General features: G+C 66.2%; 23 protein-coding genes. 14 read left to right on the top strand and 9 right to left on the bottom strand.

Annotation, left to right across the window (positions count from 1 at the left end; translation table 11 throughout):
* Positions 1–161: 161 nt before the first annotated feature.
* Positions 162–980 (bottom strand): DUF817 domain-containing protein, encoded by an 819-nt coding sequence (locus AC1Q6P_RS16935; protein WP_492664053.1) that lies wholly within the window; start codon positions 978–980, stop codon positions 162–164.
* A 131-nt stretch (positions 981–1,111) separates the two neighbouring features.
* On the opposite strand from AC1Q6P_RS16935, the gene AC1Q6P_RS16930 reads away from it, so the two are divergent.
* The 3 genes from AC1Q6P_RS16930 (at position 1,112) to AC1Q6P_RS16920 (ending at position 4,790) form a co-directional block, all read left to right on the top strand.
* Positions 1,112–3,106 carry a peptidase U32 family protein gene (locus tag AC1Q6P_RS16930; protein WP_492664052.1) on the top strand — a complete coding sequence of 665 codons (1,995 nt, stop codon included), beginning with the start codon at positions 1,112–1,114 and terminating at the stop codon, positions 3,104–3,106.
* A gap of 80 nt (positions 3,107–3,186) precedes the next feature.
* Positions 3,187–4,248 carry a hypothetical protein gene (locus AC1Q6P_RS16925; RefSeq protein ID WP_492664051.1) on the top strand — a complete coding sequence of 354 codons (1,062 nt, stop codon included), beginning with the start codon at positions 3,187–3,189 and terminating at the stop codon, positions 4,246–4,248.
* Between the two features lie 110 nt (positions 4,249–4,358).
* A complete protein-coding gene (locus AC1Q6P_RS16920) occupies positions 4,359–4,790 on the top strand; it encodes a hypothetical protein (RefSeq protein ID WP_492664050.1) in 432 nt (143 codons plus the stop codon).
* A 42-nt stretch (positions 4,791–4,832) separates the two neighbouring features.
* On the opposite strand, the gene AC1Q6P_RS16915 is transcribed toward AC1Q6P_RS16920, so the two are convergent.
* From AC1Q6P_RS16915 to AC1Q6P_RS16900, 4 genes are all read right to left on the bottom strand, one after another.
* Positions 4,833–5,219: a hypothetical protein gene (locus tag AC1Q6P_RS16915; RefSeq protein ID WP_492664049.1), complete on the bottom strand. Its 387-nt coding sequence runs from the start codon at positions 5,217–5,219 to the stop codon at positions 4,833–4,835.
* A 160-nt stretch (positions 5,220–5,379) separates the two neighbouring features.
* The gene (locus tag AC1Q6P_RS16910) at positions 5,380–6,471 is read right to left on the bottom strand and encodes a rhodanese-like domain-containing protein (RefSeq protein WP_492664048.1); all 1,092 of its coding nucleotides are present in this window, start codon (positions 6,469–6,471) and stop codon (positions 5,380–5,382) included.
* Positions 6,472–6,542: 71 nt separating this feature from the next.
* Positions 6,543–6,980 carry a DUF6691 family protein gene (locus AC1Q6P_RS16905; protein ID WP_492664047.1) on the bottom strand — a complete coding sequence of 146 codons (438 nt, stop codon included), beginning with the start codon at positions 6,978–6,980 and terminating at the stop codon, positions 6,543–6,545.
* A 36-nt stretch (positions 6,981–7,016) separates the two neighbouring features.
* Positions 7,017–7,475, bottom strand: coding sequence for a YeeE/YedE family protein (locus AC1Q6P_RS16900; RefSeq protein ID WP_171828970.1), 459 nt, complete (start codon positions 7,473–7,475; stop codon positions 7,017–7,019).
* A 148-nt stretch (positions 7,476–7,623) separates the two neighbouring features.
* Here AC1Q6P_RS16900 and AC1Q6P_RS16895 point away from each other — a divergent pair, with 148 nt between their 5' ends.
* Positions 7,624–9,438: a PglL family O-oligosaccharyltransferase gene (locus AC1Q6P_RS16895; RefSeq protein WP_492664046.1), complete on the top strand. Its 1,815-nt coding sequence runs from the start codon at positions 7,624–7,626 to the stop codon at positions 9,436–9,438.
* Positions 9,439–9,542: 104 nt separating this feature from the next.
* On the opposite strand, the gene moaC is transcribed toward AC1Q6P_RS16895, so the two are convergent.
* Positions 9,543–10,022 (bottom strand): cyclic pyranopterin monophosphate synthase MoaC, encoded by a 480-nt coding sequence (gene moaC, locus AC1Q6P_RS16890; protein WP_171828972.1) that lies wholly within the window; start codon positions 10,020–10,022, stop codon positions 9,543–9,545.
* 169 nt (positions 10,023–10,191) lie between these two features.
* Between moaC and AC1Q6P_RS16885 the strand changes: the two genes are divergently transcribed.
* The gene (locus AC1Q6P_RS16885) at positions 10,192–11,823 is read left to right on the top strand and encodes a M48 family metalloprotease (protein WP_492664045.1); all 1,632 of its coding nucleotides are present in this window, start codon (positions 10,192–10,194) and stop codon (positions 11,821–11,823) included.
* Between the two features lie 149 nt (positions 11,824–11,972).
* Here the strand turns inward: AC1Q6P_RS16885 and AC1Q6P_RS16880 are convergent, their stop codons facing one another.
* Positions 11,973–12,332, bottom strand: coding sequence for a phage holin family protein (locus tag AC1Q6P_RS16880; RefSeq protein WP_102768639.1), 360 nt, complete (start codon positions 12,330–12,332; stop codon positions 11,973–11,975).
* A gap of 417 nt (positions 12,333–12,749) precedes the next feature.
* Between AC1Q6P_RS16880 and AC1Q6P_RS16875 the strand changes: the two genes are divergently transcribed.
* The 6 genes from AC1Q6P_RS16875 to AC1Q6P_RS16850 all read left to right on the top strand — a co-directional run bounded on the left by AC1Q6P_RS16875 (position 12,750) and on the right by AC1Q6P_RS16850 (position 19,865).
* A complete protein-coding gene (locus tag AC1Q6P_RS16875) occupies positions 12,750–13,715 on the top strand; it encodes a TerC family protein (protein ID WP_492664044.1) in 966 nt (321 codons plus the stop codon).
* 292 nt (positions 13,716–14,007) lie between these two features.
* Positions 14,008–14,850, top strand: a complete 843-nt coding sequence (locus tag AC1Q6P_RS16870) for an energy transducer TonB (protein WP_492664043.1) — start codon at positions 14,008–14,010, stop codon at positions 14,848–14,850.
* Between the two features lie 203 nt (positions 14,851–15,053).
* Positions 15,054–17,312: a TonB-dependent receptor gene (locus AC1Q6P_RS16865; protein ID WP_492664042.1), complete on the top strand. Its 2,259-nt coding sequence runs from the start codon at positions 15,054–15,056 to the stop codon at positions 17,310–17,312.
* Between the two features lie 68 nt (positions 17,313–17,380).
* Positions 17,381–18,064: a Fe2+-dependent dioxygenase gene (locus AC1Q6P_RS16860; RefSeq protein WP_492664041.1), complete on the top strand. Its 684-nt coding sequence runs from the start codon at positions 17,381–17,383 to the stop codon at positions 18,062–18,064.
* The gene (locus AC1Q6P_RS16855) at positions 18,061–19,224 is read left to right on the top strand and encodes an alpha-hydroxy acid oxidase (RefSeq protein ID WP_492664040.1); all 1,164 of its coding nucleotides are present in this window, start codon (positions 18,061–18,063) and stop codon (positions 19,222–19,224) included. Before AC1Q6P_RS16860 ends, AC1Q6P_RS16855 begins: the two co-directional genes overlap by 4 nt.
* Positions 19,225–19,421: 197 nt before the next feature.
* Positions 19,422–19,865, top strand: coding sequence for an SWIB/MDM2 domain-containing protein (locus AC1Q6P_RS16850; protein ID WP_102768645.1), 444 nt, complete (start codon positions 19,422–19,424; stop codon positions 19,863–19,865).
* A gap of 132 nt (positions 19,866–19,997) precedes the next feature.
* Here AC1Q6P_RS16850 and AC1Q6P_RS16845 read toward each other — a convergent pair whose 3' ends face one another.
* On the bottom strand, positions 19,998–20,402 hold the full coding sequence (locus AC1Q6P_RS16845) for a response regulator (protein ID WP_171828979.1): 405 nt from the start codon (positions 20,400–20,402) through the stop codon (positions 19,998–20,000).
* A gap of 309 nt (positions 20,403–20,711) precedes the next feature.
* Between AC1Q6P_RS16845 and AC1Q6P_RS16840 the strand changes: the two genes are divergently transcribed.
* Complete coding sequence (locus AC1Q6P_RS16840) at positions 20,712–21,512, top strand: MHFG family PEP-CTERM protein (protein WP_492664039.1); 801 nt, start codon at positions 20,712–20,714, stop codon at positions 21,510–21,512.
* A 52-nt stretch (positions 21,513–21,564) separates the two neighbouring features.
* Here the strand turns inward: AC1Q6P_RS16840 and uvrA are convergent, their stop codons facing one another.
* On the bottom strand, positions 21,565–24,531 hold the full coding sequence (gene uvrA, locus AC1Q6P_RS16835) for an excinuclease ABC subunit UvrA (protein WP_492664038.1): 2,967 nt from the start codon (positions 24,529–24,531) through the stop codon (positions 21,565–21,567).
* A gap of 289 nt (positions 24,532–24,820) precedes the next feature.
* Here uvrA and AC1Q6P_RS16830 point away from each other — a divergent pair, with 289 nt between their 5' ends.
* Together AC1Q6P_RS16830 and AC1Q6P_RS16825 are read left to right on the top strand one after the other, a co-directional pair.
* Positions 24,821–25,090 carry a hypothetical protein gene (locus AC1Q6P_RS16830; RefSeq protein WP_492664037.1) on the top strand — a complete coding sequence of 90 codons (270 nt, stop codon included), beginning with the start codon at positions 24,821–24,823 and terminating at the stop codon, positions 25,088–25,090.
* A gap of 212 nt (positions 25,091–25,302) precedes the next feature.
* A complete protein-coding gene (locus AC1Q6P_RS16825) occupies positions 25,303–26,526 on the top strand; it encodes a hypothetical protein (RefSeq protein ID WP_133155235.1) in 1,224 nt (407 codons plus the stop codon).
* The last annotated feature ends 52 nt before the right edge of the window (positions 26,527–26,578 follow it).

The following is a 26,578-nucleotide window of genomic DNA, read 5'->3' as shown; positions in this document are numbered from 1 at the left end:
TCAGATACGGGGATGACGAAGACATCAATCAAGAAAGACAAACAGGCACACATCGATCAGGCCGCGACACGCGGCGCCAGGGCATACCCAAGCCACCGTGCGCCGGCGAAGCCCGCGATTGTCGGCGCTGGCGGCGCGCGGCGGTGGAGCGCCGCCTCCAATCAGTCGGGCACCTGCACCCGCTGACGGATGTGCTTGAGCTGCACCACCAAGGTGAAGCTGATCAAGACCAGCAGGCTCCAGGAGCTCCACTTGCTCATATGCACCCGCGCCCAAGCCCCGAGCTGGTGCGGATAGGACCACAGCCCAAAGAAGGTGCCCAGGTTCTCGGCCAGCCAGATGAAAAACGCCACCAGCACCAGGCCCAGCCACAGCGGCATGCGCAACTCTCGCTCCTGCGGCCGGAACAGGATCTGGCTGCGCGCATACAAACCCATGGCACCGGCGGCCAGGTACCAACGCACATCCACCCAGAAATGCTGGGTGAAGAAGTTCAGGTAAATCGCCAAGGCCATCAAACCCGCGATCCAGTAAGGCGGGTGATGCAGCACCCGCAGCTGCAACAGACGCCAGGCCTGGATGATGTAGCTGCCCACCGCTGCATACATGAAGCCCGCGAACAAGGGCACGCCCAAGAGTTTGGTGTAGGCGAAGTCGGGATACGACCAGGACTTCACCGCCGCCGAGGTCTTGAAGACCTCGAGCGCAAAGCCGAGCACATGGAACAGGCCGATGGCCTTGAGCTCATCGCGTGACTCGCGCCCGCTGATCACCATGCCGGCCTGGATCAGCAAGGCAATCAGCAAGAGCAGGTCATAGCGAGGCAGACCCCACAAGCCCGCGCGCGGGACGCAAAAAACCGCCGCGAAAAACAGGCCAGCAAACAAACAGGCCTGCGCCTCCTTGCTCACAAAGCCCCAGAGCTCCCAGACCCACAGGCGCAGCCGGCCCGAACCAGGGCCGCGCTCGCGCGCGCTCACCTCATCAGGGCACCCAGGCTCGGAGCGGGGCGGGGGGTTCGGGTGCTGGGTCATGAGGCCTTTCTCGTCGCGGCAGCCAGGGTTTGAGCCCGCAGCTTAGCCGCGGCCGACTCTCTAAAATCGCGTCCATCATGCAATGCCACCCACTCGAACTCCTGGCTCCGGCCCGTGATGCCGACATCGGCATCGAAGCGATCAACCATGGCGCCGACGCCGTCTACATCGGCGGCCCCGGCTTCGGCGCGCGCGACAAGGCGCCCAACAGCGTGGCCGACATCGAGCGCCTGTGCACTCACGCCCACCGCTTCGGCGCGCGCATCTTCGTGACCATGAACACCATCTTGCGCGACGACGAGCTGGAGGGCGCGCGCCGCCAGGCCTGGCAGTTGTATGAGGCCGGCGTGGATGCGCTGATCGTGCAAGACATGGGCCTGCTGCAGCTGGACCTGCCGCCGCTGCAGCTGCACGCCAGCACCCAGACCGACATCCGCACGCCCGAGAAGGCGCGCTTTCTGCAAGACGTGGGTTTCTCGCAAATGGTGCTGGCGCGCGAACTGGACCTGGGCCAGATCCGCGCCATCCGCGCCCAGGTTCAAGAGGCCACACTGGAGTTTTTCATCCACGGCGCGCTCTGCGTGGCCTACAGCGGCCAGTGCTTCATCAGCCATGCCCACAGCGGCCGCAGCGCCAACCGCGGCAACTGCTCGCAAGAGTGCCGCCTGCCCTACACCGTGACCGATGCGCAAGGCCGCGTGATCGCGCACGACAAGCATGTGCTCAGCCTCAAGGACAACGACCAGAGCGCCAACTTGGAGCTGCTGGCCGATGCCGGCATCCGCAGCTTCAAGATCGAAGGCCGCTACAAGGACATGGCCACGGTCAAGAACGTCACCGCCCACTACCGCCTGCTGCTAGACGGGCTGATGGAACGCCGCAGCGACTACCGCCGCAGCAGCAGCGGCCGCTGCCGCTTCACCTTCACGCCGCAGCCCGAGCAGGGCTTCAACCGCGGCGGCACCGATTACTTCGTCAACGGCCGCAAGATCGACATCGGCGCCTTCGACAGCCCCAAGCATGCCGGCCTGCCGGTGGGCCATGTGGTGGCCGTGGCCGAGCAGCATTTCGATGTGGACACCGGCGACGCCACCCTTTCGCTCAACAACGGCGACGCCCTCACCTGGTGGGACCGCCAGGGCGAGCTGCAAGGCGTGCCCATCAACACGGTAGAGCCGCTGGGCGGCACCCGCTGGCGCGTGACGCCCAATCTGCACGGCAACCAGGAGGCCCAAAGCGTTGCGGAGCTCAAGGACCTGCGCCGCGACCTGGCCCTGAGCCGCAACCGCGACATGGCCTGGGAGCGCCTGCTCGCCAAACCCTCGGCCGAACGCCGCATCGCCGTGGACCTGAGCCTGGCCCAGACCTGGGTGGACGGCCAGCCCGGCTTCGAGCTCAGCCTCAAGGACGAAGACGGTCACCGCGGCGTGGCCCGCGTCCAGCATGCCCACGAACCCGCGCGCGATGCCAAGCAGGCCGATGCCACGCTCAAGGACCAGCTGAGCAAGCTGGGCACCACCATCTTCGAAGCCCGGCGCGTGCGCCTGGCCTGGCGCGAGAGCACGTGTTTCCTACCCGCCTCCCTGGTCAACCAGCTGCGCCGCGAGGCAGCCAGCGCGCTGGAAGAAGCCCGCGCCCAAGCCTTCGAGCGCCTGCCGCGCGCCACGCCGGTGGAGCCGCCCGTGCCCTACCCCGAGGACACGCTCAGCTACCTGGCCAACGTCTACAACGGCCAGGCCGCCGCCTTCTACGCCAAGCATGGCGTCAAGGTCGTTGGCGCGGCCTACGAGAGCCACGAGGAGCTGGGCGAAGTCAGCCTCATGATCACCAAGCACTGCGTGCGCTGGAGCCTGAGCCTCTGCCCCAAGCAGGCCAAGGGCGTGACCGGCGTGCAAGGCACGGTGCGCGCCGAGCCCCTGGTGCTGCAGCATGGCGACGACCGCCTCACCCTGCGCTTCGACTGCAAGCCCTGCGAGATGCACGTGGTCGGCGCCATGCGCAAGAACGTGCTCAAACAGCTGAAGGCCGAGCCCATGACCTTCTATCGGACGAGGCCGGCGGCGAGGGTGTGAAGAAAGAAGGAAAGAGCGGCGATGGGCAGGTCCCGATGCAGGCATGATCCGCGCCCGAGGCACTCAGCGCTTTCGCACCCATGCTCCAACTTCTGAAATCCCTGATCGGCACCACGAAAGACAAAGCTGCAGTGCGAGCTGTCTCCAATGCGGAGACAGATGCGCAGGCGCCGCCGCCAGCTGTGATCCACGCACCGGGCGCTGAACCTTTCGATCTGTCGGCAGCGCTGATCGATGCTGGCGGGTTCCCGCTCACGGATTGGGACGCGGTGAATCGCTGGATTGCCAACGTGCCCACCGAGGCCGCCAAAGCGCAGGCATGGGCCGCTTGCGAACAGGCCTGGCTGCAGAACCTCTGCCGCGCACTGGGGCCGGCCTACCGCTTGCGCTCACAAGGCTCGGCCCTGCTGATCTCCACCCTGCCCGAGCATGTGGCGGCAGCGACGCTGAGCTTCGTGACCAAGACCGTGCAGCGCATCGTCCATCTGCTGCAGGGGCTGGCTGCAGCGCCAGAGTGGGGCCATGACATCCTGATCGTCTTCGATCATGACGACAGCTATTACCGTTATGTCGCGCACTACTATCCCGAGGCCGGAGAGTTTGCGGCCAGCAGCGGCATGTACATCGACGGAGGCTGCGGCCACTTTGTGACGATAAAATCTGACCTTCGCGCCGTGGAGCCTGTCATCGCGCATGAGCTGACCCATGCCTGCCTGAGCCACTTGCCCATCCCCGCGTGGCTGAACGAAGGCCTGGCCGTCAACACCGAACTGCGGCTTTGCCCTCCGCCCCAAGCCCCGAGCAACCCTTGGGACCTGCATGCCCGCCACCTGAAGTTCTGGGGAGCTGCGGAGATTCAGGAGTTCTGGTCCGGCAAATCCTTCCTCCGGAACGACGAGGGCAACGAGCTGTCCTACGACCTGGCCAAGGTGCTGGTGTCGCAGTTCGCCGCCGATTGGCAAACGTTCCGCCAGTTCGCGCTGGCCGCTGACGTGGCGGATGGTGGCGCGACGGCGGCTCAGCTTCACTTGGGCATCGATCTGGGGGCGGCGGTCTGCGCGATTCTGGAGCGGGAGCCGGATGCATCGTGGTCGCCGAGGCCGAAGGCGTGGGGGGAGGAGCCGGAGCGAGGGGCGTTCTAAGGAATTCGCTTTTGCGCTTGAGACCAAGGCCTTCAGTTTGAAGGTCCTTAAGATCCGAGACCTCACCCTGGCATTTCGACCAGAACCTACAAACAAACCGGAATGCGTGAATGTCAAAAATTCGTTTGTGCTTGTTGCTGCTCTCTATCTGCTTCACTGGTCAGGCGATGGCCACATGCCCTTTGCTCGATGTCGTGAAGTACGAGGGGGAGACCTACCCCCTTGCAAAATATACAAGTCCACCTTGGAATCGCAAGATCGGCGACTGGGTCAGGGCGCTCCCTGGGTGTTCGGCACCAGGCCAGGGCCGTGCCGGCTACCAGATCGAAGGGAATCGAGTTTTTCTCGTGGAGTTCTGGGGTTGTGGCTCCAAACTCAGCGTTGCTGATGCCTACGAAATCCCTGAATCGAAGGTTCTTGCAACCTGGGCTGACGGGAAGATCGATGTCGCACGAGGGCGTTGCCACGGGGGTTGGGATCCCGCAAAAGAGTCCTTTATTGTCAAGGAGGGCGTGCTTGTTGAGTTTGTGAAGCTTCCTTGATCAGCTCAATCATTGAACTCGGCTGCCATGACGATGTTTGAGTCAGAGGAAGAACTCTTGTTGGCACTGGACCCCCACGACGATCTGGTTCGCCAGTGCGTGGCAGGAAATTTGTCGTTCAAGGAGTTCTGCGTGCGATGCAAGGATTTCTACGCTTTCTAAGCACTCGACGGACATGAGTCCGACTTGGAAGAGCGCGCACTCTTTGAGAAGCATGGCCAACGAATTCAGCCGCACGAGTTCATCGCATACCAAATACTCGGTCGCGTATGCAACGACTCCGACGCTGAGCTCGAAATCTACAAACAGGCTGGCCGTTTTGGCTCCCGAGAGGCCGTCGAGATGCTCGCACGAGTCAAGTTTCCAACCAGCGCATAGGCCCAGAGCCAGCCCGTTTTTAGGCTGTGCTTCCGCTTGGCAGGCATTCAATTGATCTCGTCATCAAACCCGGCCCCGCCTGATGTTGGTAGCCACCCGTGGATACAAGCGCCGCGAGGCCCGAAAGGTGAAGAACTTTTCACCTAATGAACTTTGCTGTGCTTTTCCGTCTACAGCATGTGGCAACAGCGCGCACTGATCATCTCCGCTGTCAATCCACCCCACCCTCCACCGGCAGCCGCTCCGCCCGCCAGCGCAGCATCCCCCCGGCCAGATTGGCCACACGCTTGCAGCCCGATTTCTGCAGCAGCACCGTGGCCTGGGCCGAGCGGGTGCCGGAGCGGCAGACGGCGACGACGGGGCGCGTGGGGTCGATTTCGGCGGCCATGCGGGCGCTGAGCTCGGACAGGGGAAGCAGGCGGGCGCCGGGGATGTGGCCCAGGGCGTCGGTGAATTCGGGGGCTTCGCGCACATCGATCAGCTGCAGAGCGCCGCTGCGGGCCTCGGCCAGGCGCTCGGCCAGGCTGGCGGCCTGGATCTCCCAGATGCCGCTGAAACTGAAGGTCAGCGGCGCCCAGCTGCTGTCCTGGCCTTCGGCGCCATGCGCGCCGGGTTGGCCGCAGCGCAAGTTCGCCGGCACGGCGATGTCCATCTGCTTGGGGTGGGGCAGGCCCAGGTGGTTCATGTACCCGGCGAAATCGCCCTCGTTGGCGTCGCCACCCAGGCGCGGGTTGTAGCGCAGCTCTTCGGCCACGCTGGTGACGGTGAGACCGCGGTAGTCATGGCCGGGGTAGAGCAGGCAGGTCTGGGGCAGGCTCAAGATCTGCTCGCGCACCGAGCGGAACAGCTGGCTCGGGCTGCCTTGCTGGAAATCCGTGCGGCCGCAGCCGCGGATCAAAAGGCTGTCGCCGGTGAAGGCCATGCTCAAGTCGTCCAGCACATAGCTCAGGCAACCATTGGTGTGGCCGGGCGTGGCGCGCACTTCCAGGTAGCGGCGGCCAAAGGCAACGCGGTCGCCATGGCGCAGCGGCCGGTCCACCGGGCTGGCGCCGGCATGCTCGGACAGCAGGATCTGGCTGCCGCAGCTCTGCTTCATCAACCAGGCGCCCGTGACATGGTCGGCGTGGACGTGCGTGTCCAGCGTGGCCAGCAGGCGGAGGCCCAGCTCGCGCAGCAGGGCGCTGTCGCGGCGGTGGTGCTCGAACACCGGGTCGATCAAGACCGCCTCGCCGGCCTCGGCATCGCCGAGCAGATAGGTGTAGGTGGAAGAGACGGGGTCAAAAAGTTGACGGAAGACAAGCATGGGAACACCCCCGGGTGTGGGTTGGTGGAAAGCGCGATTCAAGAGAATGCAGCGAGGAATCGGGCGACCGCTCAGGCCGCTCTCGCAAGAAAGCGATCATGAAACCACATGCCGGTAAGCATGGAGGCGACAAAGATCAAGGCGGATTCACTGCCTGAGCCCAACGCCCCCAGGGCCACCAAGGCCGGCCCCGGGCAAAAGCCCGCGATGCCCCAGCCCACGCCGAAGAGTAGGCCGCCCAGCAGCAGCCGGCCATCGATGCGGCCGGGCGGCGGCAGCTCCATGGCTTCGCCCGTCCAGGCGCGCTCGCGCCGGGCCGCGCAGGCAAAAGCGATGAGGCCCACGGCCACCGCCCCGCCCATGACCAGGGCCAGGCTGGGGTCCCAGGCGCCGAAGAGATCGAGAAAGCCTTTGACCTTGGCCGGGTCGCTCATGCCGCCGACGATCAGGCCCAGGCCAAAGAGCAGGCCGCTGGCCAAAGCCAGGAAGTGGCGAATCAATGCAGACATGCGCGTCGCTCCGAGAACAGCCGATCCATCGATAAATCAAGCCAGGCCATGGCGCATCAGCCACACCGTGGCGAAGCCGGCGGCCATGAAGACCAGGACGTTGGCCAGGGAGCGCAGCGAGAGCCGGCTCAGCCCGCAAACCCCATGCCCGCTGGTGCAGCCATTGGCCAGGCGCACGCCCACCCCCACCAGCAGGCCGGCCGCCACCAGGCCCAGCGGGCCCACATCGACCGTCAGGCCCGGCCAAGGCGCGAACACGCGCCAGGCCCAGGGCGCCAACACCAGGCCAGCCAGAAACATCAGCCGCGAGCGCTCCGGCGCGCCGCTGAGGCCCGCCCAGCCGCGCTGCCGCAGCGCCCGCCAGGGGCTGGCGACGATGCCGGCAATGCCGGCGATGCGCCCATTGCCGAGCAGGAACAAGGCCGCGGCCAGGCCGATCAGCAGGCCGCCGATCAGGGCATGGAGCGGGGTGAACTGAGACCAGGCGATCTGCATGAGGGCAAGCAAAGAGTAGCTAGAAACCAAGGCGAGGCGAATTGCGCTCCAGCGGGGGGGCGGGCAGCGCCAGCGTCTTTGGATCTTAGTAGCTCCTTGGGGGCGGCCCGGCTTGCGGCGGCGCGCACTCATGTGATGATTCGGCCCCATGTCGACCGCCTCTGCCCACGCCTCCGCCACCCACGCTGTGCCGAGCACAACGCCCACCGCCTTGATCGGCCCCTACAGCGTGCTGGCCTTGCTGCTGGCCAATGCGCTGCCGCCTCTGCTGGCCTACAGCCTCACGCCCTCGGCCACCTTGTTCAACCAGCTGGCCGCCCTGGGCGGCTGGGGCCTGGTGCTGCTGGCCCTGCGGGCCGAGCTGGGCGCAGGCGCTTTGAGCCGGCAGCAGGGGCCGGCCGTCTGGGCGCTGCTGCTGCTGGTGGCGGCGCCCTGGGTGAGCTGGGCCTGGGCCGGCCTGCCACTCTCGCTGACCCTGGCCAACAGCGGCATGCTGGCCGCGGCGCTGAGCCTGGTCTGGGTGGCGCAAGGCCTGCGAGATGGGCAGCGCGCTGATTGGTTCGAGGCGCTGTGCTGGGGCCTGCTGGCCGCCGGTCTGCTGAGCCTGGGGGTCAGCCTGGTGCAGGTGTTTGCGCCCCAGCTGGCCGATGGCCATGTGATCGCGCGCTCGGGCATCCCCGGCCGCGCGGTGGGCAATATGCGCCAGCCCAACCACCTGGCCAGCCTGCTGATGTGGGCCTGCGTGGCGGCCGTCTATCTGGGCAACCAGGATCGCTTCAGCTTTCTGTTCCGCAACACGGCGGCGCGCCGAGCCGTGCTGCCGGTGCTGCTGTTCGGCTTTGTGTTTGCCGTGGTGCTGTCGGCCTCGCGCACCGGCATGATCGGCGTGCTGATCCTGGCCCTGTGGGGAGCGCTGGACCGCAAGCTCAGCCGCGCCAGCAAGCTCAGCCTGCTGGCCACGCCGCTGATGCTGGGCCTGAGCTGGTGGCTGATGTCGGTCTGGGCCAGCCACGGCGCCCATGCCTTCGGCGCCGAGTCACGGCTGGCAGAGGGCGCGGGCTCGCCCTCGCGCATCGCCATCCTGCTCAATGCCTGGGAGCTGCTCAAGCTCAACCCTCTGACGGGCGTGGGCTGGGGCGAGTTCAACCTGGCCTGGAGCATGAGCGAGTTCCCCAAGCGCCCGGTGGCCTTCTTCGACCACACGCACAACATCGCCATGCAGCTGGCCGTGGACCTGGGCCTGCCGGCGGCAACCCTGATCCTGGGCCTGCTGGGCTGGGCGCTGTGGCGCGCCCTGGCCCTGAGCTGGCAGCGCCTGGGCGCCGAGGGTGTGGCGCGCCGCTGCGCCTTCATGGGCGTGCTGATGATCGGCCTGCACAGCCTGCTCGAGTACCCGCTCTGGTACGCCTACTTCCTGCTGCCCACGGCCTTCATGCTGGGCCTGGCCGTGGGCCGCGATGAGCCAGGGGCGGAGGACCGTGCCGATGCGAGGGACACCGCCCCGCGCCTGCGCGGCGTCGGCCTGATCGGCGCCCTGCTGCTGGCGGGCAGCCTGTTCGCGGTCTGGGACTATCTGCGCGTGGTGGCCATCTATGTGCCGCCGGCCGATGCCAAACCACTGACCCAGCGCATCGAGGACGGCCGCGCTTCGGTTTTCTTCGCCACGCAGGCCGATTACGCCGCCGCCACCAGCGCCCCGCCCAGCGCCGCCGCCCTGGCCGCCGCCAAACAGACAGCGCACAACCTGATCGATGTGCGCCTGATGATGGCCTGGGCCAAGTCCCTGCACGCCGTGGGCGACGAAGAGCGTGCCCGCCATGTGGTGCAGCGCCTGCGCGAGTTCCGCAACAGCGCCGCCGACGACTGGCTGGGCGAATGCGATCAGCCCGGCCTCGACCCGGCTGAAGCGCCCTTCCAGTGCAGCCCTCCGAGCCGCGTCATCGATTGGCGGGAGATGCGCTGAGACGCAGCGTGCCGCGCTGCTTTTTGCGTTCACATGACGGCTGAGCCGCCTGAATCAGTGGCGTGCGTTCAAGGCTTTGATCAAGCTTGGGCCTGGCATCGGGCTCAGGCCGCCACCCAGTCGCCACTCTTGCCGCCCTGCTTCTCCAGCACGCGGATCTGGCCCATGACCATGCCGCGATCGGCGGCCTTGCACATGTCGTAGATGGTGAGCAGGCCGATTTGCACGGCGGTCAGGGCTTCCATCTCCACACCGGTGCGGCCCAGGGTCTCGACCTGAGCGCTGCAATGCACGGCGTTCTCGGCCGCGTCGATCTCGAACTCGACGGCCACGCGGGTCAGGGGCAGGGGGTGGCACAGGGGGATCAGGTCGGCCGTGCGCTTGGCGGCCTGGATGGCGGCGATGCGTGCGATGCCCAGCACGTCGCCTTTCTTGGCGCTGCCGCTGGTGATCAAGGCCAGGGTGGCGGGCTGCATGACGATGCGGCCGCGGGCGCGGGCAATGCGGTGCGTCACATCCTTGGCCGCCACATCCACCATATGGGCCTGGCCTTGGGCGTCGAAATGGGTCAGTGGAGAGTTCATGGCAGGGGCGGTCGCAGTCGAGAAGAAACCAAAAAACAGGGCATGAAGGATGGCCCCAGTGGGCGCAGCTCGCAGCACCGGAAACAATCGGGCAATGCGGGGCATCGATAAAGCGGCATCATAGTGAGCCGCGCGCTGCACGGTGGTGGCCCCGGAGATTGCTGTCCCGATGATGATCCTGAAGAACAAACTGTCGCTTGCTTCCCTGTCTCGCCCGGGCGCTGCCCCGCATTGGCGCCGCAGCCTGCTGGCACTGGCGGCCTGCTGCATGCTGGCCAGCAGCCCGGCCGGCCAGGCCCAAGTGGCGCTGCCGGCGCTGGGCGATTCGGTGTCGCAGGATCTCGATGTGGGGGCGGAGCGCAATCTGGGCGACCAGGTCATGGGCCAGATCCGCCCCGACCCCGATTACCTCGACGACCCGCTGCTGCAGGAGTACTTGCTCGGCATCTGGAACCCGCTGGTGACCACGGCCAAACTGCTGGGCCATATCAGCGACGAGACGGTGGACCGCTTCGCCTGGGAGATCTTTCTGGTGCGCGACCGCTCGGTCAATGCCTTCGCCCTGCCCGGTGGTTTTGTCGGTGTGCACCTGGGTTTGATTGCCATGACCCACTCGCGCGACGAACTGGCCTCGGTGCTGGCGCATGAGCTTTCACATGTGACCCAGCGCCACATCGCCCGCCGCATCGCCGGCGATTCGCGCAACAGCATGCTGGCCATGGCGGCCATGCTGGCCGGCCTGATCGCGGCCTCGCGCAGCGGCAGCATTGACGCGGCCAATGCCGCCATCGTCGGTCCGCAGGCCCTGGCCGCACAGGCCTCGCTCAATTTCTCGCGCGATATGGAGCGCGAGGCCGATCGGGTGGGCTTCAACGTGCTCAGCGAAGCGGGCTTTGCGCCCTCGGGCATGTTCAGCATGTTCGAGAAGATGGAGCAGGCCCACCACCTGATGGATTCGGGCAGCTACCCCTATCTGCGCACCCACCCCTTGACCAGCGAACGCATTGGCGACGCCCGCACCCGCCTGGGCACGGGCGAGTTCCAGCGCCCGATCAACCAGGCCGAGCATGCGCTGATGGCCGCACGCTCACGCGTGCTGATGGACCCGCGCGCCGAGATCTGGACCCAGCTGCAGAACCTCGATGCCGGTGCCCGCGAGCCGCGCGGCCCCACCGTCGGGCGCGGCTTTGAACAGCTGAGCGCACGCTATGCCAGCTGCCTGGCCTCGATCAAGATGCGCGATTTCCCGCGCGCCGCGCGCGCACTCGCCAGCGCCGAACAACAGCTGCAAGAGTTGGGCAACGACCCCAAGGCCGCGCGCCTGCTGCGCTTCCTGCGCGCCGAGCTGGCGCAGGCCCAAGGTCAATCGGCCGATGGCTTCGCCGTGCTGGCCAGCGCCAAGGAGAAAAGCCGGCCGCAGCTGATGGAGCGCTCGCAACTGGCCCTGGTGGACAAGAGCGGGCCGGCCTCGGCCCGCGAGGTGGCCGATGAGCTGCAGACCTGGGTCAGCCTCAACCCCAAGGATGTGCTGGCCTGGACCCAGCTGGGCTTGCTGTGGGAGAAGTTGGCCCAGCCCCTGCGCGCCGTGCGTGCCCAGGGCGAAGCGCGCTATGCCATGGGCGATCTGCGCGGCGCCATCGACCGCATGCGCTCGGGCCTGCGCCAGTCGCGCGAGCGCGATGCCGATCCGGTCGAGGCCTCGGTCATCGATGCGCGCCTGCGCACCATGCTCTACGAGCGCCGCCAGCGCCTGTCGGACATGTACCCGCGCGGCATTCCGCCGGGGGCCGAGCTGCCCTGAGCGCCGAAGAGATTGAGAATTTTTGTAGCGAGCGGCTGTCAGGCTAGGCGGACGGAGCGCAGGAACCGGAACGTACCCTCTGTACGTGAGGATTCCGAGCACCGGACCAACGACGCATGGCAGTCGCGCAGCAAAAAATTCACAAGCTCTCAATCTTGCGGCGGGAAGATGCGCTCCATCAGCACATCCACGCCCATACCGCAAAGGCTGTAGATCAGCGAACCCACCAGGGCGGCGAAAAAGCCATCCACCGCAAAGCCTTCGAGCAGGCGCGCGGCGGCCCAGAACATCAAGGCGTTGATGACGAAGAGGAAAAGGCCCAGGCTGATCACGGTGACCGGCAGGGTCAGCAGCACCAGGATGGGCCGCAAGAGCGTGTTGAACAGGCCCAGCACAAAAGCCGCGATCAAGGCCGAGGTGAAGCTGGTGACGGTGACGCCGGGGTAGAGGTGTGCCACCAGCAGCAAGGCGGCGGCAAGCAAAAGCCAGCGGATCAGGGTTTTGAACATGGTCGAAGGTGGTGGGTGGGCGCGTCGCAGGTGGCCCGCCGCGAGACGGCAGGCTCGGGGCGAGATTAAACCCAATGGCGCGCAGGAATCATGACTTTGTGCACCGGAGAATCCGAGTGATGTGTCAGGTCTTGCCAAACTCGGGCAGAATCGCGGCCATCCGAAAGGGGAGTAGCTACACGGCGCCATGCCGTGGCGACGGTCCGTCAATACGGTGTGTCTTTCAGCGGAAGTTGAAAACACACACCCGGGCCCCGCAGCTGGAAGGTGTGACCGCCCGGGTCCGACAACACCTCCCGTCCCGCAAGACCTTTCGGTGCAACACGCGCTGTTCCTGCCCTGGTTTGACCCTATTCTTGGGTCGGTCTGGAGCGGTATGCGGCTGAGTTCAACACTTCTTGCGGGAGTCTCTTCTTCATGAGCACGATTGCGCCCCTGTGGCTGTGGATCTTTTTCGGCGGGTCCGTCCTGGTCGCCCTTTTCGTCGACTTTGTGGTGCTGCGCAAGCAGGGCGCCCATGAGGTCTCGGTCAAGGAAGCCATCAACTGGTCCCTGGTCTGGGTGGCCTTGAGCATGGCTTTCAACGGCTTGTTCTGGTGGGCCGTCAAGGACACCTCCGGTGATGTCGCGCTGGCCAACACCAAGGCCCTGGAGTTCCTGACCGGTTACCTGATCGAGAAATCACTGGCGGTCGACAACATCTTTGTATTCCTGATGATCTTCACCTACTTCTCGGTGCCGCCGGCTTACCAGAAGCGGGTGCTGATGTACGGCATCATCGGCGCCATCGTGTTGCGCACAGTCATGATTCTGGTCGGTGGCTGGCTGATCGCCGAGTTCCACTGGGTGCTCTATGTCTTCGGTGCCTTCCTGCTGATCACCGGCATCAAGATGTGGTGGGCCGCCGGCCAGGAGCCGGACCTGGAAGCCAACCCCGCCCTCAAGCTGCTGCGTCGCACCATGCCGGTCAGCGCCAACTTTGACGGCGAACGCTTCTTCACCGTGCAGAACGGCAAACGACTGGCCACGCCCCTGCTGCTGGTGATCGCCCTGGTCGGCATGACGGACGTGATCTTTGCGGTGGACTCGATCCCGGCCATCTTCGCCATCACCAGCGACCCCTTCATCGTCCTGACCTCCAACATCTTCGCCATCCTCGGTCTGCGTGCGATGTACTTCCTGCTGGCAGCGATGGCGACCAAGTTCCACCTGCTGAGCTACGGCTTGGCCGTGGTGCTGGCCTTCATCGGCACCAAGATGATGCTGATCGATGTCTACAAAATCCCGGTCTTGGTCTCCCTGGGTGTGGTGGTGGCCATCCTGGCCGTGACCATGGTCTTGAGCCTGCGGACCGCACCGCGGATCGAAACAAAGACCGAGTAAACCCAGAAGCGCCACCGGCGCAAAGGCGCCGCTGCCACGCAGGCGGCGCCTCCCCCCGAAACCCCGGCCGCTGCCCGCGCCCGGGGTTTTTTCATGGCCGAACGCCCGACCCGAGGCGCGTTCGCCCTGGCCACAGCGCGTGCCCATTTCCCAACACTCGCGGGCCGCCGTATGGCTCATAGCCCTCGAATCAAATAAGAATTGTTCTCATTAGTGTTAAGATTCTTGCCAGATCGACGGACACCCCGTCACCAGTTCGCTCTTCACTGTTTTCGTTCAGCCTCACCGCCCCGTGACCTCCGCACTCCTCAGCCCCATCTCCCTCGGCGCCTCCGCGTCGGCCGGTCAGGCCGGCTTTGTGGCGGGCCACAAGGCGGCGGCCTCGGCCATCAGCCCAGCGGCCGAGACTCTGAACGAGAACTCGAGGCGGGCGTTCGCGCCCGGGTCCGTTGGCTTGCCGGTGGACCCGCAAGCCGCGCGCCGCAAGCGCGGCTTTTTGCTGGCGGTGCTGGGCCTGCATGTGCTGGTCGGCGCCGGGCTGATGGTGCGCCGAGCCTTGCCTGTGCAAGAGAAGCCCGCGCCGATCCAGGTCAGCCTGATCACCCCCAAGCCCTCGGCGCCAACGCCGCTGCCGACGCCGCCAGCCCCCCAGCTGCCCAAGCTGGCGCCCATGCCGGCCCCGGTGATCCCGCCGCTGGTGACGCCGCCCATCACCGCCCCGGCCCCCATGGCCGCCCAGGTCATCAGCAGCGAGCCGCCGGCCGCCCGCGCTCCGGCCCAAGCGCCTGCCGCCGCACCCAACCCCGCGCCGGCACAGGCCGTGGTGACACCACCGGCGCCGCCTGCCGTGCACCAGATTCCGCCCAATGCCGTGCGCTATCTGGCCGAACCGCGCCTGAACATGCCGCTGCTATCGCGCCGTGCGGGCGAGCAAGGCATCGTGCACCTGCGCATCCTGGTCGATGCCCAGGGCCGCTTGAAGGAAGCCACGGTCAAGAAGAGTTCCGGCTTCGAGCGACTTGATCGGGCCGCGCTGGAAGACATCCGCAGCGCCCGCTTCTCGCCCTATCTGCTGCAGGGCCAGCCGGTCGAGTGGGAAACCACCGCCCTGCTGTCCTATGAGCTGGAGCGTTAGCCGCCTGCACCTGCCCTGAGCTCCAAGCCGCAGGCTGCGGGCCATGGCTCACCCATCGTTTCCTCATCCTCCAGCCAGCCAGCTCGCAGCCGCGAGCCAGCCCGCCACGCAACACAGATTCGCAGCGCTCCCGAGGCCCACCTGGCCCCGGGTCGGGCTGCGCCATGTTCCACATCCATCCTTAGTTCGTCAGGAGTTCATTCATGTCCCGCACCAAGTCGCGCCCCGCGCACCGTCAAGCCCTGCTGCCCCTGGGCGCCCTGGCCGCCGGCTTCGGCCTGGCCAGCGCCAGCCTGGCCCAGACCCCCGCGCCCGCAGCCGAAGCGGCCAAGACCGAGAACGCCCTGCCCATCGTGCGCACCAAGGCCAGCGCCGAGCCGACCGGCAAGGACGCCTACCAAGCCACTGACAGCCGCATCGGCAAAGGCAAACAGGAGCTGCGTGACATTCCGCAATCCGTCACCGTGGTGACCGAGAAGCTGATGAACGACCGCAATCTGGACAATCTGAAGGACGTGCTGAAGAACACCGCGGGCATCACCTTCATGGCAGCCGAAGGTGGCGAAGAAGACATCAAGCTGCGCGGCTTCTCGCTGCAGGCCAGCGGCGATGTGTTCATCGACGGCATGCGCGATCCGGCGTTCTACGAGCGCGACGTGTTCTTCCAAGACCGCGTGGAGCTGCTGCGCGGCTCGGCTTCGCTCCTGTTCGGCCGTGGTTCCACCGGCGGTGCGGTCAATCAAGTCAGCAAGGAAGCACGCCTGATCGACGCCAACGAAATCAGCGCCAGCATCGGCAGCGACAGCATGGTGCGCACGGTGGGTGATTTCAATGTGCGCCTCGGCGACTCCTCGGCCGCGCGTGTCGGCGTGATGTTCAACGCCGCCGACAACGACGGCGCCGGCGCCAAGATCGACAAGCAAGGCATTGCCGGCAACTACCGCATGGGCATCGGCGAACGCGACGAGTTCTCCTTCAGCGCCTACTACCTGAACAACGAGAACGGCATGAACTACGGCATGCCCTGGATCCGCCCGACGGCCACGTCGCCGACCGCCGACATCACCTTGCTGCCCATCGACCCCAGCAACCACTACGGCATGGCCAGCGACAAGAACAAGGGCAGCGCCGGCTGGGCCGTGCTCAAGCACATCCATCGCTTCGACCAGAACACCGAGCTGGTGACCACCGTGCGCAAGGCCGACTACACCCGCGACCAACGCTCGGGTACGGTGCGCTTTGCTGGCGCCAGCCTGCAACCCGGCGGCAAGGCCGTCACGCTGGAAACCTTTGGCCCCAACACCGTCTTGAGCCGCGGCACTCACCTCAAGACCCAGGACATGCAAACCCTGAGCGTGCAGAGCGATCTGGACAGCAAGTTCAAATGGCTGGGCCTGGAGCACAAGGTGCAAGCAGGTGCCGACGCTTCGGAAGAGAAGAAGCAAGTCTTTGCCGCGCGCAGCGCTGCGCAGGGCGGCGTCAATCTGAGCAAGCCCACCACCACCATCGGCCGCCCCAACGACGGCGCCTGGATCGATGAATCCCAGCGCGTCATGCGCAAGGCCAGCGAGTACACCTCGCGTGCCTACGGTGTGTACGCCCAGGACCTGCTGGCGCTGACCCCGCAATGGAAGCTCCTGGCCGGCCTGCGCTACGACAAGGTGCGTGGCGACTACGACACCTTCGCCATCCCCGGCCAGGCGGCCGGCCCGGAGACGGTGAGCAGCTACCGCATGAACATCAGCCAGTGGAGCAAGCGTGCGGCCGTGCTGTTCCAGCCCACCGAGACCATGTCCTTCCACTTTGGCGGAGCCACCTCCTTCAACACCTCGGGTGACACCTACTCGCTGAGCGCACAGAACGCGAGCATCCCGCCGGAGAAGGCCGTCAACATCGAACTGGGTGCCAAGATCGAAACCAACGACGGCAAGCTCAGCCATCGCTTCGCCCTGTTCCGCAGCACCAAGACCCATGAGCGCAACACCGACCCGCTGACCAATCTGGTCACGCTGTCGGGCAAGCGCCATGCCTCAGGTTTTGAGTACGACGTGATGGGCCGCATCAACAACGATTGGGAGATCTTCGCGTCCTACACCTACATCCCGAACGCCAACATCGACATCGGTGCACCCGGCGCCGAAGGCCAGGGCACCCGTCCTTCGATGACGCCGCGCCACTCGGGCACCGTGTTCACGACCTACAAGATCACGCCTCAGATCCGTGTCGGCGGTGGTGTGACCGCGCGCAGCGGCTACCAGCCCAACCGCAACCCGGGCTTCTATGTGCCGAAGTTCGCCACTTTGGGTCTGCTGGCTGAGTACGAGTTGCTCAAGGACAAACTGACGCTGCGCGCCAACGTCAACAATGTCACCGACAAGCTCTACGCCGAAACGGTTTACACCGGACACTATGTGCCGGGCAAGGGCCGCACGTTTGCCCTGACCGGCAGCTACAAGTTCTGACCCATGGTCAGTGTCTGATCTGACAGGCCCGGGTTCGCTCGGGCCTTTTCTTTTTCACCCCGATCACCATGCTGTTGAAAATCGCCGCGCTCCTCAGCCCTGCTGACTTGAAGCAGGCCCGCGATCTGCTGGACCAGGCCGACTGGCAAGACGGCCGCCTCACCGCCGGCGCGCAGGCCGCACAGGTCAAGAACAACCTGCAGCTGCCGGTCGGCAGCGAATCGGCGCGTACGCTGCAAGCCCTGCTGCTGAAGGCCTTGGAGGGCCACGCGACCTTCTTCTCCGCGGCCCTGCCCAAGCGCCTGCTGCCGCCCATGTTCAACCGCTATGCCGGCGAGGCCAACACCTACGGCAACCACATCGACCAGGCGATCCGCTATGTGCCCGGCACGGGCCAGCGGGTGCGCACCGACATCTCCTGCACGGTGTTCCTCAGCGAACCCGAGGAGTACGAAGGCGGCGAGCTGGTGATTGCCGACACCTACGGCGAACAGCGCGTCAAGCTGGCCGCGGGTGATGCCGTGCTCTACCCCGGCACCAGCGTGCACCGGGTCGAGCCGGTCACGCGCGGCGCCCGCATGGCCAGCTTCTTTTGGATCGAGAGCATGGTGCGCAGCGACGAGCAGCGCCGCCTGCTGTTCGAGATGGACCAGGCCTTGATGCAGCTGCGCGGCGAGCATGGCGATGGTGACGCCGCCGTCCAGCTGACTGGCACGTACCACAACCTCTTGCGCATGTGGGCCGACACATGAGGAGCGACGCCAAGCCGAACCTCTCGCCGCTGCAGGACATCCCGGCCGGCATCGCCAACCTCGCCGATTTCGAAGCCCATGGCCAGGCCGCCGTCGCGCCCGAGCACTGGGCCTATCTGAACGGCGGCGCCGGCGACGAGATCACGCTGCGCGGCAACCGCAGCGCCTGGGACGCCCTCCAGCTGCAGCCGCGCGTGCTGCGCGATCTGGCCGGCGGCCACACGCGCAGCGAGCTGCTGGGCCGCACGCTGGCCCACCCCATCCTGCTGGCCCCCATCGCCTACCAGCGCCTGGCCCATGCCGATGGCGAGCTGGCCAGCGCCTACGCCGCGGCCGCGCAGCAAGCGGGCATGGTGCTGAGCGCCCAGTCCAGCATGCCGATGGAGGCCATCGCCCAAGCCTTTCACGACGAACCGAGCAGCGGCCCGCTGTGGTTCCAGCTCTACTGGCGCGACGACCGCGACTTCATGCTGCAGCTGCTGCGCCGGGTCGAAGCGGCGGGCTTCCAGGCCTTGGTGCTGACCGTCGATGCGCCCGTGCATGGTGCACGCGACCGCGAGCGGCGTGCCGGCTTCGCGCTACCGGCCGACATCCGAGCGGTCAATCTCGGCGGTATCAAGAAGCCCTTGAACCTGCAGCCGGGCCAGAGCGAGCTGTTCGACGGCCTGATGCCACGCGCCGCCACCTGGGCCGAGATCGACTGGCTGCGCGCGCACAGCCATCTGCCCCTGCTGCTCAAGGGTGCCAACCACCCCGAGGATGCACGCGAGGCCGTGGCGCGCGGCGTGGCCGGCCTGATCGTCTCCAACCACGGCGGCCGCACGCTGGACACCTTGCCGCCCACCGCCGCGCTGCTGCCACGCGTGCGTGCGGCCGTTGGCCCTGAGCTGCCGCTGCTGGTCGACGGCGGCATCCGCCGCGGCAGCGATGTGCTGAAAGCACTGGCTCTGGGGGCGGATGCCGTGCTGCTGGGCCGGCCTTACATCCATGCCCTGGCCACCGCGGGCGCGCTCGGCGTGGCCCGCGCGCTGCGTTTGCTGCGCGATGAATTCGAGATCGCGATGGCCTTGTGCGGCTGCAAGACCCTCGATGACATCGGCCCTGCGCAGCTCTGGCGCGCCGAGGCAGACGCCGGGTTTACGCGCAGTGGCGGGCCCTGAATGACGCAAGCCCGCGACACCGAGGGTAAACAAGCGTCTTTTCCGCGTGAGATCAGCACTTCTCCCCCTGGCAAAGCCTTCTCAATGCCATAGGTGCGCAGTACCATCATCCTTGCTCGGTGCTAGAGAGAAATGAAGGCTTATGCGGCCTTCACCCGGACCCGGCACATCAACAACTTTTGATGGAGAGAATTGAAATGGCAACTGCGAAGAAGGCCGCACCCGCAAAGAAGGCGGCTCCGGCAACCAAGGCCGCTCCGGCAAAGAAAGCAGCCGCGGCGCCCGCCGCCAAAAAGGCTGCTGCGCCGGCGAAGAAGGCAGCTCCTGCAAAGAAAGCTGCTCCGGCCAAGAAGGCGCCTGCTGCCAAGAAGGCAGCCGCGCCCGCCAAGAAGCGCACTCCGAATGCAGCCTTCATGAAAGCCCTGACCCCCAGCGCCGCCCTGGCCGCCATCGTCGGCGCAGCTCCGCTGCCGCGCACCGATGTGACCAAGAAGGTCTGGGAATACATCAAGGCCAACAAGCTGCAGGACGAAGTGCAGAAGCGCATCATCGTCGCCGATGCCAAGCTGAAGGAAATCTTCGGCAAGGCCAAGGCCGATATGTTCGAGATGACCAAGCTGATCAACAGCCACCTGAAGTGATGCGCCTGCGGTGGCGGCCGGCTCAAGCGGCCACCACCTCGATGCTGCAGACATGAACAAGCCCGGCATGCCGGGCTTTTTTTCGGCTGGCCGATCGAGGGGGCGCTGGCGTCTGTGCGCCGAACGCTTGCTTCAGCGAGACAGGCGCGCGGCCGTGGCCTGCAAGGCCTCGCTCAGGCGCAGCACATCGATGGGCTTGACCCAGTAATCGCTGAAGCCAGCGGCACGCGCGGCCTCGACCTGGCTGGCATGGTCATCGGCCGACAGGGCCACGCAGGGCAGGGGCGCCAGGCGCTGATCAGCCCGCAAGGCCTCGATCAGGCTCAGGCCGCTCATATCGGGCAGGTTCATGTCGATCAATAGCAGATCGGGCAAGGCCTCGGGCGCACGCTCGGCCAGCAGGGCCAGGGCTTGCTCGCCGTCCTCGGCACAGTGCAGATGCCAACCAGGCAGGCGCCTGAACACCTCTTCCATCAGGACGATGTTGATGCGATCGTCCTCGACGTAAAGCACCTGGAGGCTGGCGGCTGGAGACATGGCAGGAAAGCTGGGAATGCAAGAAACAGCGTTGCGCCACGAACGATAGCAGCGAAACCGGCCCTGACCCGCCAGCGCCCTGCAGCCCGGTGAAAAAACCGGGGCCAGGGCAGCTCAACGTGGAGCGCAGCCCACAAGTGGCATGGATTCGTGAAATCCGCGGCAGCGGCACCCACCAGTCAAGGGGGTTCCCCTCCCGCTCGGGCAACCTAGGGTTACTACACTCTTGACAGTGAATCGCAGTCGCGACCTCCGCGGCATTTTTTCACGCTTGACCCCGGCCCAGCCCCGCTCAACGGACCCTTCTCCATGCCCTTGCTTGCCACGCTCGCTCTTGCTGCATCCGGCGCCACGCTGCCCCACTGCTCGTGGGATCGGCCCGGCGTGAACCCCTTCATGGGTGATGTGGTCGCGGCCGTGGACCGCTACCAGGACATCCCCGCCCCGGTGCGCGCCAAGCTCAAGGCGCGCATGGCCCAGCGCGATTACGACGAGATCGTCAGCATCCAGCGCGACGAAATCAAGGGCAGCAAGGCCATCTACGGCAGCACCATCAGCGAGATGCACTTCGGCGCCAACAACGTCTGCAAGACGGTCAGCCGCGCCAAGTGGACACAGAAGTACGAAGAACGTGGCCTGGTCTATTGCGAAGAGGGCCAGTGCATTCTGGTGCCCACGGTCTGCCGCAATGTCAGCCGCATCCAGCGCATGACACCGCGTGCCTCGGCGCCGGCGGCGGCCACCAATGTCGCCTCGGCCGCGCAGGAGATCGATGACCCGCAAAGCCAGCTGGAGATGGACCCGCCAGCCGCCGGTGCCCTCGGCGGCGGCGCACCGGACAGCGGCCGCAACAGCTTTGCCCAGCTGGCCAGTGGCGCCAACACCGGCTTCGATGGCGGCAGTGGCGCCACGCCCGGTGCCCTGGTGCCCAGCAATCCGCCGACCTTCAGTGGCAACAATCCCGGCCCGTCGGTGGGAGGCTTCAACGTGCCCTCGCTGCCGCCCAGCATCGTGGTGACCACCCCAGCCGTGCCGGAGCCCGAAAGCTGGGCCCTGTTTGCCGGCGGCCTGCTGGCCCTGGCCTTCCTGGCCAAGCGCCGCCCGCGCTGATCCTGGGTTCATCCGTCGGCGCCGCCGTCAGCCGGCAGCGCCAACACCGCGCTCAGGCGCGCTTCTTGGGTAGCAAGGCTTTCAGATAGCGCCCGGTGTGGCTGCCCTCGTGCGCAGCCAGTTCCTCGGGCGTGCCCGCCAGCAGCAGCTGCCCACCGCCGGAGCCGCCCTCGGGGCCCATGTCCACCAGCCAGTCGGCCGTCTTGATGACGTCGAGGTTGTGCTCGATCACGACGATGGTGTTGCCCGCGTCGCGCAGCTGGTGCAGCACCTTGAGCAGCAGCGCAATGTCGGCAAAGTGCAGGCCGGTGGTCGGCTCGTCGAGGATGTAAAGCGTGCGGCCGGTGTCGCGCTTGGACAGCTCCAGCGCCAGCTTGACCCGCTGCGCCTCGCCGCCCGAGAGCGTGGTGGCGCTCTGGCCCAGCTTGACATAGCCCAGGCCGACATCGAGCAGGGTCTGCAGCTTACGCGCCAGGGAGGGCACGGCGCTGAAGAAGGGGTGGGCGTCCTCCACCGTCATGGCCAGCACTTCGGTGATGTTCTTGCCCTTGTAGAGCACATCCAGGGTTTCGCGGTTGTAGCGCTTGCCCTGGCAGGTGTCGCAAGGCACGTAGACGTCCGGCAGGAAGTGCATCTCGACCTTGAGCACGCCGTCGCCCTGGCAGGCCTCGCAGCGGCCGCCGGCCACATTGAAGCTGAAGCGGCCCGGGCCGTAACCGCGTTCCTTGGCGGTGTTCATCTCGGCGAAGAGCTCGCGGATGGGCGTGAACAAGCCGGTGTAGGTGGCCGGGTTGGAGCGCGGCGTGCGGCCGATCGGCGACTGGTCCACATTGATGACCTTGTCGAAGGCGTCGAGGCCCCCGATCTCGTCATGCGGCGCCGGGTCGGCATGGCTTTGGTAGAGCTTCTTGGCCACGGCCGTGTACAGCGTGTCGTTGACCAAGGTGCTCTTGCCAGAGCCGGAGACACCGGTCACGCAGGTCAAGAGGCCCACCGGGATCTCCACCGTCACACCCTTGAGGTTGTTGCCGCGGGCGTTGACGATCTTGAGGCTTTTGTGAACCGCATCGGCCGGCACACGGTGGCGCTCACGCGGCACCTCGATACAGGCGGCGCCTGAGAGATAGCGCCCCGTCAGCGAGGCCGGATCGGCCGCCACCTGGCTGGGCGTGCCCTGGGACATGATGCGGCCGCCATGCACACCGGCGCCGGGGCCCAGGTCCAGCACATAGTCGGCGGCGCGGATGGCGTCTTCGTCGTGCTCGACCACGATCACCGTGTTGCCCAGGTCGCGCAGGCGGCGCAGGGTGGCGATCAGGCGGTCGTTGTCGCGCTGGTGCAGGCCGATGCTGGGCTCGTCCAGCACATACATCACGCCGGTCAGGCCCGAGCCGATCTGGCTGGCCAGGCGGATGCGCTGGGCCTCGCCGCCCGAAAGCGTGTCGGCGCTGCGATCCAGGCTCAGGTAGTTGAGGCCCACATCGTTGAGGAAGCGCAGGCGTGAGCTGATCTCGCGGATCACCTTGTCGCCGATCTCGGCCTTGGCGCCCTTGAGCTTGAGACCTTCGAAGTAGTCCAGGCAGTCGCGCAGGGTGGAGTGCTCCACCTCGTAAATGGGCCGGCCCTTGGCACCGGGCGCAGCGTCATGCGGCTGCAGCACCACATGGCGTGCCTCGCGGCGCAGGCGCGAGCCCTCGCAATGCGGGCAGCATTTGGGCGCCATGTAACGGGCCAGGTCCTCGCGCACCGCGCTGGAATCGGTCTCCTTGAAGCGGCGCTGCAAATTGGGCAGGATGCCTTCAAAGGGATGCGAGCGCTTGACCGAACGCTTCTTGCTGCCACCGGCGGCCGAGGCACTTTCGGCCTGGTAGACAAACTGGATCTCGTCCGTGCCCGAACCATGCAGCAGCACCTGACGCGCCGTCTCGGGCAGTTCCTCGAAGGGCAGGTCGATATCAAACTTGTAGTGCGCCGCCACCGCCTCCAGCATGGAGAAGGTGTAGGCATTACGCCGGTCCCAGCCCTTGACGGCGCCGCTGGCCAGGCTCAGCGTCGGGAAGGCGACCACGCGCTCGGGGTCGAACACCGTCATCTGGCCCAGGCCCTCGCAAGACGGGCAGGCACCCACCGGCGAGTTGAAAGAGAACAGGCGCGGCTCCAGCTCGGGCAGGGAGTAGCTGCAGATTGGGCAGGCGAACTTGCTGGAGAAGATCTGCTCGGCGCCGCTGTCCATGTTCACAACCAGGGCGCGGCCCTCGGCCAGGCGCAGGGCGGCTTCGAAGCTTTCGGCCAGGCGCTGGCGCAGCTGGTCGGCGTTGTCGGCGCGGATCTTGATGCGATCGATCACCACATCGATGTCGTGCTTCTCGGCCTTCTTCAGCGTCGGGAAATCCGGCGCGTCGACCGTCACGCCGTCGACACGGAAGCGGATATAGCCCTGGGCCTGCATGGCCTCGAAGAGGTCGAGGAACTCGCCCTTGCGGTCGCGCACCACCGGTGCCAGCAGCATCAGCTTGCTGTCTTCCGGCATGGCCAGCACCGCGTCCACCATCTGGCCGATGCTTTGCGCTTCCAGCGGCAGGTCATGGTCGGGGCAGAAGGGAGTGCCGGCGCGGGCGTAGAGCAGGCGCAGGTAATCGTGGATCTCGGTCACCGTGCCCACGGTCGAGCGCGGGTTGTGGCTGGTGGCCTTCTGTTCGATGGAAATCGCCGGCGACAGGCCTTCGATGACATCGACATCGGGCTTGTCCATCAGCTGCAGGAACTGCCGGGCATAGGCCGACAGGCTTTCCACATAGCGGCGCTGGCCTTCGGCGTACAGGGTGTCAAAAGCCAGGCTGGACTTGCCCGAGCCGCTCAGGCCGGTGATGACCACCAGCTTGTTGCGCGGCAGGTCGACATCGATGTTCTTGAGGTTGTGGGTGCGGGCGCCGCGCACGCGGATCAGCGGCCCGTCCAGCACGCCACCGACCTCGGCAGCGGGGCGTAAGGTCTCGGCAGGGTCGTGTGCGTGGGTCATGGTGGGCGGCAATCAAATCGCAGTACGGGAAAACCCACCATCATAGGTCGGGCGGCCGCCCAGCGCCCCACCGCGGCCTGGGCGGGCCGTTCCAGGCTGGAAATCGCGCCAGAACGGCAGTTGTTCACGCCTAGGGTTAACCCCTTGTCGGCGCCGGCGGCGATTCAATCGCCTGCCGCCGCAGTTCGTCGCACAGGCATGGCTGCGCGACCTAGGGTTTTCGATACTGAGTCCATCGAAGCAGCACTGGGCCGCTTCGCCAACCGCAAGAAAGAAAGCAGGACTCATCATGAAGACCACCACCCTGATCCGCATCGCCAGCGCCGCCCTGGCCACCAGCCTGATGTTCGCCGCCTCGGCGGCCTCTGCCGCCGACAGCAGCGCCACCAAGACCGAGCTGCCGCGCGTCGTCGTAACCGGTAAGTCCGCCGGCCCCGCCCCGGTTGTGCAGCAGCTGCCGCGCGTCGTAGTCTCGGGCCTGAGCGTCAACACCCAGATGCAGCAGCTGATGCTGGCTGCCGCCAAGAGCGATGCCAAGGCTGCACGTCGCAACGGCTGAGACGGGACCACGTGATGCAGAAGCGATGCCCCGCCAGAGGCAGCTGCCCCACCGACCGCTCTGAACCCTGCCGAGCCGAGCCATAGACGCATGGCCGGTGCTGCCGTCCCCCCTGAATGGACGTAGGCACCCCCGTGTTTCTCTGCCTCGGCTCGGCCATTTTGCGAGCCACATCTCCGACAATGCCGCCAACAATCGTTGGAGGTGCTGGAGTGACGGAAGAATCCCGCAAGCGCAGATCATGGCTTGACGGCTTCATGGCCTATGCCTTGCCCACCGGGCTGGCCGAGGCCCAGGTGCGCCACAACATCGTGGTGCTGGACCAGCTGCTCTACGCCTTGTGGAACCTGGGCGAGAATCTGGTGTTCGCCTGGACCCCGCTGCCGCAGGGCCTGAACCTGCTGGTTGCCCCCCACCCCTTGCTGACCGAGTTCACCCAGGCACCGGGCCTGGCGCCCGAGGAAGTGCGCCGCCGCGCCCAGCTGCTCGATGAGCTGCTGGCCCACCAAAGCCATCTCAGTGCCGATCAGTTCGAGCGCACCGCGGCCGAGCTGGGCCTGCGCCCGCACACCATCCAGCTGCCCTTCGCGCCCGACGCCGGCCTGGGCCTGGACCTGGTGGCCGCCATCATTGCGCGCTACGGCATCCGCCTGGTGGAAGACCGGGCGGTGATCCTGTTCGACGCGGTGGGCTTCTCCCTGCTCAGCCCGCTGCAGCAGGTGGTGCAGCTGAACAGCCTGTCCTGCTCCGTCAATGCCGCTTATGCCAAGCTGCTGGATCGCGAGATCAACATCAATTTCGCCCGCACCACCACCGGCGATGGCTTCTACATCTGGAACCGCATGCGCGGCATCGAGGCCAATGTCGAGCTCTACCAGCTGCTGCAGTTCATCCTGGCCGACAACGCCCTGGCCCGCGAACGCGCCAGCCAGCCCAACTCGGTGCCGCTGCTGCGCGCAGCCTTCCATGTCGGCTCGCACTACGAGTTCTACCAATCCGAGGGCCTGAACCCGACCTCCTTCAGCTATTTGGTCGGCCAGGTCACGATAGAGCTGGCGCGCATGATCGAACGCGCCCTGCCGGGCCAGATCCTGCTGGGCAAGTTCAACACCTTGATGCGCGACGAACACAGCGGTGAGGTGCAGCGCATGGCCAGCATCGATTTTGTCGAGCGCACCCGCCGCCCGCTCAAGGCCTTGAACGGCCTGAGCCTGGCCGGCGCGGAGATCGACGAGATCGCCTGCTACCTGACCGGCCGCCCGAACGGTCAGGGCGAGTTCGGCATCAGCGAGTTCGAGATCCTCGACAAGCACGGCCGCGCCCACCGCGTCTACAACGCCAAGATCAACATCCACCGGCGTGCCGGGGAGCCGATCTACCTGGGTCTGCGTGAAGAAGACCTGCCCGCTTTCCCTGCACCTGTTACGGTTTGTTAACTGCGAACCATCCCCAAGCGGTAGGATGGCCGGACAACGCGAAGTCGCAAAG

This window comes from Roseateles sp. GW835-FHT13E02, assembly GCF_058794035.1.
The sequence above is the reverse complement of the archived record's forward strand: the minus strand, read 5'-3'. Positions and strand labels throughout refer to the sequence as shown.

Excerpts from the sequence above, each read along its gene's own strand:
- AC1Q6P_RS16845 (WP_171828979.1), bottom strand. The coding sequence starts at position 20,402 with ATGTCTCCAGCCGCCAGCCTCCAGGTGCTTTACGTCGAGGACGATCGC.
- AC1Q6P_RS16930 (WP_492664052.1), top strand. The coding sequence starts at position 1,112 with ATGCAATGCCACCCACTCGAACTCCTGGCTCCGGCCCGTGATGCCGAC.
- AC1Q6P_RS16840 (WP_492664039.1), top strand. The coding sequence starts at position 20,712 with ATGCCCTTGCTTGCCACGCTCGCTCTTGCTGCATCCGGCGCCACGCTG.
- AC1Q6P_RS16910 (WP_492664048.1), bottom strand. The coding sequence starts at position 6,471 with ATGCTTGTCTTCCGTCAACTTTTTGACCCCGTCTCTTCCACCTACACC.
- AC1Q6P_RS16920 (WP_492664050.1), top strand. The coding sequence starts at position 4,359 with ATGTCAAAAATTCGTTTGTGCTTGTTGCTGCTCTCTATCTGCTTCACT.
- moaC (WP_171828972.1), bottom strand. The coding sequence starts at position 10,022 with ATGAACTCTCCACTGACCCATTTCGACGCCCAAGGCCAGGCCCATATG.
- AC1Q6P_RS16830 (WP_492664037.1), top strand. The coding sequence starts at position 24,821 with ATGAAGACCACCACCCTGATCCGCATCGCCAGCGCCGCCCTGGCCACC.
- AC1Q6P_RS16900 (WP_171828970.1), bottom strand. The coding sequence starts at position 7,475 with ATGCAGATCGCCTGGTCTCAGTTCACCCCGCTCCATGCCCTGATCGGC.
- AC1Q6P_RS16905 (WP_492664047.1), bottom strand. The coding sequence starts at position 6,980 with ATGTCTGCATTGATTCGCCACTTCCTGGCTTTGGCCAGCGGCCTGCTC.
- AC1Q6P_RS16850 (WP_102768645.1), top strand. The coding sequence starts at position 19,422 with ATGGCAACTGCGAAGAAGGCCGCACCCGCAAAGAAGGCGGCTCCGGCA.
- uvrA (WP_492664038.1), bottom strand. The coding sequence starts at position 24,531 with ATGACCCACGCACACGACCCTGCCGAGACCTTACGCCCCGCTGCCGAG.
- AC1Q6P_RS16895 (WP_492664046.1), top strand. The coding sequence starts at position 7,624 with ATGTCGACCGCCTCTGCCCACGCCTCCGCCACCCACGCTGTGCCGAGC.
- AC1Q6P_RS16925 (WP_492664051.1), top strand. The coding sequence starts at position 3,187 with ATGCTCCAACTTCTGAAATCCCTGATCGGCACCACGAAAGACAAAGCT.
- AC1Q6P_RS16855 (WP_492664040.1), top strand. The coding sequence starts at position 18,061 with ATGAGGAGCGACGCCAAGCCGAACCTCTCGCCGCTGCAGGACATCCCG.
- AC1Q6P_RS16875 (WP_492664044.1), top strand. The coding sequence starts at position 12,750 with ATGAGCACGATTGCGCCCCTGTGGCTGTGGATCTTTTTCGGCGGGTCC.
- AC1Q6P_RS16860 (WP_492664041.1), top strand. The coding sequence starts at position 17,381 with ATGCTGTTGAAAATCGCCGCGCTCCTCAGCCCTGCTGACTTGAAGCAG.
- AC1Q6P_RS16880 (WP_102768639.1), bottom strand. The coding sequence starts at position 12,332 with ATGTTCAAAACCCTGATCCGCTGGCTTTTGCTTGCCGCCGCCTTGCTG.
- AC1Q6P_RS16885 (WP_492664045.1), top strand. The coding sequence starts at position 10,192 with ATGATGATCCTGAAGAACAAACTGTCGCTTGCTTCCCTGTCTCGCCCG.
- AC1Q6P_RS16865 (WP_492664042.1), top strand. The coding sequence starts at position 15,054 with ATGTCCCGCACCAAGTCGCGCCCCGCGCACCGTCAAGCCCTGCTGCCC.